Below are 8216 nucleotides of genomic sequence, written 5' to 3' on the forward strand. Positions count from 1 at the left end.
CACCAACCACCCATACGCTGCCACGATGCACCCCATGGACGTCGAGAACCTCAGCGGGCTCCAAGTGGACCGCGCGGACCCATCGGACTGGGCCGCGTTAGCCAAGATCGATTCCGTCGCAGCAACAGGCGACCACACACGACGGGACAGCATCCGGCGCTGGTGCGAACAGAGCGTCGTCCTCATGGCCCGAGACTCATCCGGACCTTTCGGTTACAGCGTGCTGGAGTACAGCTTCTTCGAGCAGGGCTTCGTCACCATTCTGATGGTCGCCCCCAGTGCCCGCCGACGAGGTGTGGGCGCACGTCTCCTCACGGCCGTCGAGACCGTATGCACCACCACGAAGCTGTTCACCTCGACCAACGTCTCCAACCACCCCATGCAGCAACTACTACAACGCGCCAGCTGGCACCCGGTCGGCCTGCTCCACGGCCTCGACGAGAGAGATCCCGAACTCTTCCACCTCTGCCCGAGCACTCGACTCCGCGACGCCACAGGCACCAGAGGTTAAACAACAAGCTCAGAGGGCGTTTCCTCCTGCTGTTTCATCCCGGATTGCCAGGTAAGGGGCAGTTCAGGTGCCGCGCCAGCTCGGGGTGGATTCCGCGGCCAGACGGCGTGTCATGAGGCTGATCATCGCCAGGTGAACCATGGCTTCGGAGCGATGCGGTTTGGCCTCGTAGTCGCGGGTCAGGCGGCGGTGGTTCATCAGCCTCCCAGCGTGCGCTCGACGGTCCAGCGTCTCGGCAGGACGGTGAATCCCCTGGTGGTGGGGGCGCGGCGGACGATGTGCATGTCGATGCCGAGGGTCGCGGCGTGCTCGACGAGGTGCTGGCGGTAGCCGCCGTCGACCCAGGTCTTGCGGACAGTGGGGTGCTCGGCGGCGATCTTCTCGATGAGGACCTGGCCGGCGACGGAGTCCTGCACGCTCGCGGCCGTGACCAGCACCGCCAGGAGCAGGCCGACAGTGTCGACGACGATGCTCCGCTTGCGGCCCACGATCTTTTTGCCCGCGTTGATGCCCTGGCCGGCTGCGGGGACGTTGGCGGAGGCCTTGATGCTCTGCGAGTCGATGACGCAGGCGCTGGGCTCAGCCTCTCGGCCTTCCTGTAGGGCACCCGTCATCGGCCGACAGCACGCGTCCTGCTGCTGGTGACCTGAGTCCCGGAGTTGCGCGGCAGGGTGCGCGCAGGCCAGAAGTCTCGGGGACTGGGAAACGGAGCGGCAGCCCCCAGTCCCCGACCTGCTCAGACCGACGGGGATACGTGACTTTCCTTTCACACCTCTGAATCAGCCGCACATGAACGGGACTTCCTTGGCTGTCCCGCTGATCGCACGAGGATCCGTCATCGATGCGCTGGCCCTCTCCGCTCCCCCATCGCCCTGCGCGGCAAGCACCAACGCGCAGCAGGCCAAGTCCGCGGGGACAGTTCACGGCTGGGTGCGAAGTGTGACGCCGTAAGCGGTGAGTACCGGGCCGATGGGCTGGAACAGTGCCACATTTGCGACCGCCGGGGTGAGCTTCTGACCGCACACCATGCCGGGGCCATAGGTCACGCTGGAAGCCGTGAGTCCGGCCGCCAGGTTGCCTGCCAGGACACTGCCGCCGCTGTCGCCGGGTTCTACACACAGATTGGTCTGCACCTGACCGGTCTTGGTGCCGGTCGGGGTGGAAGCGGTGACATCTGTGGCTGTGACCGTGCCACACGTGAAGCCGGTCGTACGCCCGAACTTGCAGACATAAGCACCGGTTGTCACGTTGGTCGAGCCGCGCACGGGGCTGACCATGCCGTCATACCTCCACACACTCGGCTGGGGAACCCAATCAACCGTGTTGGTGGCAATGATTGCGTGATCCTGGTTGGCATACGTGTAGGTAGTTACCGGGCCCACATACTTGCCATTGCTGTACCAGTGCGCGCTGGCTCCACCGGCCATGCAGTGACCCGCAGTCAGGACGTACTGCGCACGATAGCCGAGGACCGATGGTCCTTGGACATTGAAGCCGGTGGAACAGTGGCTTGAACTGTTGTAGATGTCGACTCCGCCGTACAAATTGTCTGCCGTGTCACGGAGTCGGCCGTCCTCGCGCTCTACGCGCACCAGTGATCCGGCCTCCTCCGCCACCTTCAGCAGCGCGTTGCTCACCGCGTCCCGTGACCCCTGGGGCACGGCGAGGACGACTTGATTCTTCTCCATGTCGATGTACCAGCGGCTGCCGGTCGCCGAAGGACGTCCTCCGGCCACTCGGTCCAGACGCTGCTCAACTGCTCGCAGTTTCCCCAGCGAATGAGGGACCAGGCGCGGGGTGGCGCCCTGTGCGCGGGCGGTGCGCCCCGCCGCTTCGTCGAGGACGTTGGCGTACAGCCTCCCCGTGGCGTGGTCTATCCACGAACCGGCCCCTCGCTCGTCGAGGCTCTTCTCGAGCCGGTGCGCCAGCTCGATCTGCTGCCCCTGACGGACCAGCCGATTTCGGGCCTGGTCGGGTGACACTCCGAAGTCGCGGGCGAACGCCGTAACCATTCTCGGTTCTATCGTTCCGGATGGTTGCGGGTCGCCCGGTGAGGACGTTGAAACCGTTGAAGGTGCTGAGACCAGTGCCGAAGCCACACCGGCGGGTATCAACAGCATCGAGGTGAGTACTGATCCGATGGCGGCGAAACGACGACGATTCATGACAATGTCCTTTCATTCGGGTGAGGGAAGGAAGCCCGGGTAACCGGCTTGCTCGTGTCGGTCGTGGTGGGTCCCGGTCTCTTATCAGGCGCTGTCCCAGCGGGGGTTGCCCGACGGACCCCTGGCCAACGTCAGCCGTCGACTACCCGACGGGGGTGATCCGGCTCGGACATCCAGGTATCGGGCCATCGCCGCGCACCCGTTGCGCGGCTACAGGCGTCCCTTGTTCAGCAGGGTGTTCGGCGTGAAGGCGGGCACACCTGCGAGGTGGTCCTTCGTGCCGTTGCCGGTGAGCCAGTCATGCACGTTCTGCGGTGTGAAGGTCGGGTTGTGGGCCAGGACGATGGCGGCCACGCCCGTTGCGAACGGCGTTGCCATCGACGTTCCGCTCTTCACTCCTTTGGCCCACCGGTTCGTTGGCGTGTTCGGCACCGTCGACCGGACGTAGTTTCCGGGTGCGTACAGATCGACACACGGTCCGGACGCACTGTCCTCCCAGACGCGGTCCGTGCCGACGATGTGGCTGGACGCACCGACCGTCAGGACGGACGGAACGCCGGCGGGCGACTGCGGGCAGGCGTTCTCCCCGTCGTTGCCGGCTGCCGCCGCGACGAAGAACCGGGTGGCCAGCCTGGCAGCGCCGAGATTCACCTCGGGATCGAATCCCCCGCCGAGGGACATGTTCACCACGCCGGGCTGGATCCCGTAGTTGTAGACGTAGTCCATGCCGGCCAGGACCGATTCCGGGCTGGCCTCCCTGCTGCAGCCCTCGGTGACTTTCACCCCGCGGAGGTTGATGCGCTTGGCCACACCGTAGGTGTCGGAACCGATGATGCCCGCCACATGCGTTGATCGCTCTGCCGCCGAATTCCGGATGGTCGGCGTCGATACCGCTGTCGATGACGTAGGCATACTGCCCCCACGCCTTCTCGTGATACTTGTACTTGTTGTCGAGCGGCAGGTCCGTCTGGTCGATCCGGTCGAGGGCGGAACCGGGGTTGTCCTGGGTGCAGATGCGGTAGATAGGCGTCCCGGCAACGCTGTCCATGGTCCGGAATCTATGGTTCTCGGAGATCCTTTTGATCTTCTCCGGGTGATCGCGCATCACCTCGATGTGGTGTGCGTCCGTCTTCACGGAAAATCCGTGAAGACGCCAGTGAAGACGTGACGTGGTGTCAGTCCCAGTGATGCAGCGACGCTGTTCGGGTCCTCGTCTTCGTGAACGGCCACGAGGTACACCCCATCACGGCTTCCCTCCTTCGCCTGAACGAGGGGCACCCTTTCCTTCGGGTTACCTGCTTGGGACGCTTCGGAGGGAAGCACCGACGCGGCAATGGCGGCGATTCCGGCCACCGCGACAGCGACAACTCTCTTCATGCCACACGGTCCTTCCGGGTACGAGGAAGGCTCTCCCAACGCCCCGGCACCAGACCGACCCGAGGCCCCGGTGCGAGCCACTTGCCGGAACATACTCACCGGGAGTGCACCCTCGGCCACAGAGCAACAAGTACTCACTCATGCCGGTGGACAGCCCAGCAGAGTCGGTCCCAGCACCCGCCGCGGTGGAGACCGAGACTGCTCTGGCACATCACTTCCTCAGCTCCTTCCTCAGCGGGTGAGCGCCCGTGCAGGCTGCATGCAGGGCGAACGCAGTCGGTACGCCTGACTCGCTTGGTTGACTAACAGTCAATGAGTAAGAAACTTCCGCCGCCTGCGAGCCGGCCCAAATAGCTTCGGTCAATCGGGCTGGTCGACAACCCGGGGCGTACAGGACCGCCGGTGCCGCTCCGCGGCAGTAGACCTGCGCGTGCACGGAATCGGCGCGGGGGCCTCGGGTTATGGGATGTCGTACGGCTTCCTGATGGTGTACCTGTAGAAATAGCCACCGTCGGCCCGGCTGCAGTGGCCCTAGCGGCGTACCGCTTCTCCGGTTGCCAATTTGCTTTGGCCCCGGCGAATTTGACGGCAAGTGAGCTGGACACCGCTGAGCTGCGAGGATGGTAACTGGAGCCATGACGGCGACGTGCCCGGCTTCACCACGCAGAACGCGGTCAGCGCGGACGGTCGCACTACCGTCGTGATCTCCATCTTTCCCACCTGGTGCTACTTCCTCTGGAACCTCACGTCCCAGTCTCCAGGTGTCCGTGATCAAGGGGAAGCTTCAGCTTGGCAAGTGAGTAAGGACTGCTCACGAGTTGAGTGTGGCGAACGTACACGATGTCTGTGTTCCCGAACGCCGGGGATGAGCATCGACCGCGGGAGTAGCCATGCGCGCCTTGCAAAGGATCGGAATGGTGTTGGGCGGAGCGACGCTGGCCGTCAGCTCCACACTGGCCGCCGCCCCGTCGGCATCCGCAGACATCAATGGGAGGTATCTCGAAACGGCAAATTACACATGTCAGACCAGTGGGATCTACTACGACGCCTACGGTCCGACCACTGGATACCGTGCCTATGGATCCTACTGCCACTCCAGGTCGAGCCTGCATTCCGGTTCTATCCGTCTGGTGACGAGTTGTTCATGGGGCTTCACCTACTACTCCGACTGGGTGTGGGTGAATCCGGCAGGGTCCGGGGTGGATGTCTTCAGTCCGAAGGAGTCGGAGAACGGCTGCACATGGGGCGTCTCCACGGCCTGGCTCGAGGAACGGTAGGACGACGCTGGCGTCTCCGGCTGGCTGGGGCTCCTCCGGCTGAGACATCGGCGGGCAGTTGGCAGTGCCCGGAGTCGTCAACATTGACCGTTTGAAGGGAGGGGGTTCGCCCCGGATCGTGACGACCGGGTGAGAGCACCCTCTCCTAATACTCCAGTCTGGTTTCGCGATCTTGCTGCGGGCTCTGCGTCCTGTCTGGCCGAAGGCTGAGCGATCTCATCGAAGGTTGACCGCAGCAAAGGAATCCTTGATCGTGAACGTCTTTGCGCAGCGAAGTGGAGTTGTGATGCAGCACTTTGTGCGGCCTGAGGGAAGTCCACCGGTGAACGGCTACAGCCACGCGGTGGCGTGTGCGGGAAAAGTCGTCGCGGTGTCTGGCCAGGTCCCGGTTGACAGTGAAGGCCGGTTGGTGGGTGAGGGGGACGCCGAGGCCCAGGTGCGCCAGGTGTTCGCGAACCTGGCTACCGCCCTGCAGTCGGCCGGTTCCGACCTTGAGCATGTAGTCAAACTGACCGTCTACCTGACCGATCTCCAGGACCTGGCGGCCTTCCGCCGAGTACGGGACGAGCACCAGGATCCAGCGCGTCCCCCTGCCTGCTCGCTCGTCCAGGTGGTCGGACTGGTCCATCCCGCCTTCCGCGTCGAGATCGACGCGTGGGCCGTGACATCGAGCGAGGCGTGAGCCGGTCAATCTTTGATGAAACTGCTCAACCTTCCCTACGTTGTCCACCGGGACATGCCCGGCTGGGAACGGGTGCGGCCACCGCGTGATCATCAGGGGTTGTGTGGACTACTGATGACTGTGCAGTGGCCGCGGGCCATGGCGTAGACCCTGCCCGCTGGCGGGGGATGTTCGACCAGGTCATGGCCCGGATCGCGGGGCGATTCGGGCGAGTTGAGCCTCGGGCCGCAGCCCGCGCCTATCTGCTGGGGCTGCTGTCGAGTGTCGAGCGGAAGAACTGCTGGCAGCTGGCCGAACAGGCGGGCCATACGCGGCCCGGGCCGATGCAACGTCTGCTGGGCTACGCCCGCCGGGATGCCGATGCTGTCCGCGACGACCTGCGTGCCTACGCCGCCGAATACCTCACCGCTGACGGCAGCGTTCTCGTTGTCGATGAGACCGGCTTCCTGAAGGAGGGCCGGTCCTCGGCAGGAGTGCAGAGGCAGTACACCGGCACCGCGGGACGCATCGAAAACGCCCAGGTCGGCGTGTTCCTCGCCCTGGCCACCAGCCGGGGACGGGCGCCGATCGACCGACGGCTCTATCTCCCTGAACACTCCTGGTCCAATGATCCAGAACGCCGCATCGCGGCCGGGACACCCGAGACGGTACAGTTCGCCACCAAGCCCCGCCTGGCTGAGCAGATGATCGAGGCCGCACTGGACGCCGGGATCCGCCTCCTGGGTGACCGGCGATGAAGCCTACGGCCAGGACCCTCAGCTCCACGCCGCCCTCAAGGTGCGCGGCATTGGCTACGTCCTGGCCGTCGCCTGCTCGACACGGGTGAGAATCAACCACGGCCGCACTCCGCCCGCGCCGACACCCTCGCCGGCCGACTGCCCACCACGGCCTGGCACCGTCAGAACGCCGGAAACGGCGCGAAAGGACCGCGCTACTACGACTGGGCCTGGATCCACATCGGCACCGGCAGCCACCGCCACCTGCTCATACGCCGCAACCGCTCCACCGGTGAACTCGCCTTCTACCTGTGCTGGTCACCGGACCAGTTCGGACAGGGGCACTTCGGTGCGGGGGGGACACCGATCTTTCGGAGGTGCACTTGGAGGCTGACTGGGTTCATGGGCTGTCCGGGCTGGCGACCAGGGAAGAGCCACTGTGAGCTCTACTACTGGCGTAGGGCATGTGCTGTCGGGACCGGATGTAGGCCCGCATCAGGGCGGCTGCGGGCTTCGGCAGCGGGGACGGCGGCTCTCCCAGTCGGACGGTGAGGTGGTCTCGTCGTCCGTGATGTCGTCGATGGTGAGGCGGACGATGCGGCTGACGGGTTGCGCATGGAGGAGAACGAGGCGGCGGCGACCCGGGGCCGCAGGGGCAAGGCGTCGTCGTTGAGGACCCGGCGGAGCATCGCGAGCCGGCGATGCTGGTGCAGCGGTTCCGAGTCCTGGGTGATGACCGCGGGCGGCAGTGTGAGACGGGGCATCCGGCCGGTCGTCATGCACCACCGCAGGAATGACTGGGACGGACGGCGGGTGGCCAGACTCTCGGTGTGCCAGGCGTCGATGTCGGCCTCAACGAGGCAGGACCTCCGCGATCCGCCAGCTCGTCCTCCAAGCCCCGGCACCCATCATTGCGAAGGCACTCGGCTACCACGACAAGACCGCCACTCGCCTGGTCACCGAAGCCGGAGGAACCTGGAGCCGATATGCACCCGGCGACCACACACGCTGACAGGAGCGACGTGGCTGCTCTGGTGGGCCAAGCTCCCGCGACCGGCCCGATGTCAGTACCAGGTGGCAGGCTCTGCCTCCATGAACAAGCAGCAGTTCTGGCAGCTCATTGAGCCTCTTTCATCCTGTGCTGGCGGGTGAAATGGGGTGGTCGGTGGGTGTGGTGACGAGGCAGGGCCCCTCGTCGTTGGCGTGGTGATTCCACTCAGCACACCGGCGACCGAAGGGGCCCTGTTGGTTTCCGTATCCTGCCACGCTCGACGTCCCGCATGAGCTCGTTGAGTACGTCGCCTGGCTGCTGTACGAGCACCGCCGCGCACGTAACACCCGCTGGCGGAAGCTCCGCTGCTTCGACCAGGCACTGCTCACGCTGGTCCACCTGCGCAAGAACGAGACGTTCGCCCAGCTCGGCGCCGGGTTCGCGATATCGCAGGCCACCGCCTGGCGCTACGTGGACGAGGCCCTGGAGGTGCTGGC

General features: G+C 65.2%; 6 protein-coding genes and 3 pseudogenes. 5 read left to right on the forward strand and 4 right to left on the reverse strand.

The window, feature by feature from the left end; all coding sequences use genetic code 11:
* Nucleotides 1-34: 34 nt before the first annotated feature.
* Nucleotides 35-511, forward strand: a complete 477-nt coding sequence (locus ACZ7DE_RS40095; protein WP_470769410.1) for a GNAT family N-acetyltransferase — start codon at nucleotides 35-37, stop codon at nucleotides 509-511.
* A gap of 63 nt (nucleotides 512-574) precedes the next feature.
* Here ACZ7DE_RS40095 and ACZ7DE_RS40100 read toward each other — a convergent pair.
* The 4 genes and pseudogenes from ACZ7DE_RS40100 to ACZ7DE_RS40115 all read right to left on the reverse strand — a co-directional run.
* A pseudogene (locus ACZ7DE_RS40100) lies at nucleotides 575-1110 on the reverse strand (transposase); the annotation flags it as partial.
* Nucleotides 1111-1431: 321 nt separating this feature from the next.
* Complete coding sequence (locus tag ACZ7DE_RS40105) at nucleotides 1432-2676, reverse strand: S1 family peptidase (protein ID WP_470769411.1); 1245 nt, start codon at nucleotides 2674-2676, stop codon at nucleotides 1432-1434.
* 210 nt (nucleotides 2677-2886) lie between these two features.
* Nucleotides 2887-3519 (reverse strand): S8 family serine peptidase, encoded by a 633-nt coding sequence (locus ACZ7DE_RS40110; RefSeq protein WP_470769412.1) that lies wholly within the window; start codon nucleotides 3517-3519, stop codon nucleotides 2887-2889.
* A gap of 288 nt (nucleotides 3520-3807) precedes the next feature.
* Nucleotides 3808-4053, reverse strand: a complete 246-nt coding sequence (locus ACZ7DE_RS40115) for a hypothetical protein (protein ID WP_470769413.1) — start codon at nucleotides 4051-4053, stop codon at nucleotides 3808-3810.
* 1130 nt (nucleotides 4054-5183) lie between these two features.
* Between ACZ7DE_RS40115 and ACZ7DE_RS40120 the strand changes: the two genes are divergently transcribed.
* The 4 genes and pseudogenes from ACZ7DE_RS40120 to ACZ7DE_RS40135 all read left to right on the forward strand — a co-directional run.
* Nucleotides 5184-5330 (forward strand): hypothetical protein, encoded by a 147-nt coding sequence (locus ACZ7DE_RS40120; protein WP_470769414.1) that lies wholly within the window; start codon nucleotides 5184-5186, stop codon nucleotides 5328-5330.
* A gap of 322 nt (nucleotides 5331-5652) precedes the next feature.
* Nucleotides 5653-6012 (forward strand): RidA family protein, encoded by a 360-nt coding sequence (locus ACZ7DE_RS40125; protein ID WP_470769415.1) that lies wholly within the window; start codon nucleotides 5653-5655, stop codon nucleotides 6010-6012.
* Nucleotides 6013-6194: 182 nt separating this feature from the next.
* Nucleotides 6195-7058: pseudogene (locus tag ACZ7DE_RS40130) on the forward strand (IS701 family transposase); the annotation flags it as partial.
* 873 nt (nucleotides 7059-7931) lie between these two features.
* Nucleotides 7932-8216 (forward strand): annotated as a pseudogene (locus ACZ7DE_RS40135) (helix-turn-helix domain-containing protein); the annotation flags it as partial.

Source organism: Streptomyces sp. NPDC037083 (genome assembly GCF_055606485.1).

Excerpts from the sequence above, each read along its gene's own strand:
- ACZ7DE_RS40095 (WP_470769410.1), top strand. The coding sequence starts at position 35 with ATGGACGTCGAGAACCTCAGCGGGCTCCAAGTGGACCGCGCGGACCCA.
- ACZ7DE_RS40105 (WP_470769411.1), bottom strand. The coding sequence starts at position 2,676 with ATGAATCGTCGTCGTTTCGCCGCCATCGGATCAGTACTCACCTCGATG.
- ACZ7DE_RS40115 (WP_470769413.1), bottom strand. The coding sequence starts at position 4,053 with ATGAAGAGAGTTGTCGCTGTCGCGGTGGCCGGAATCGCCGCCATTGCC.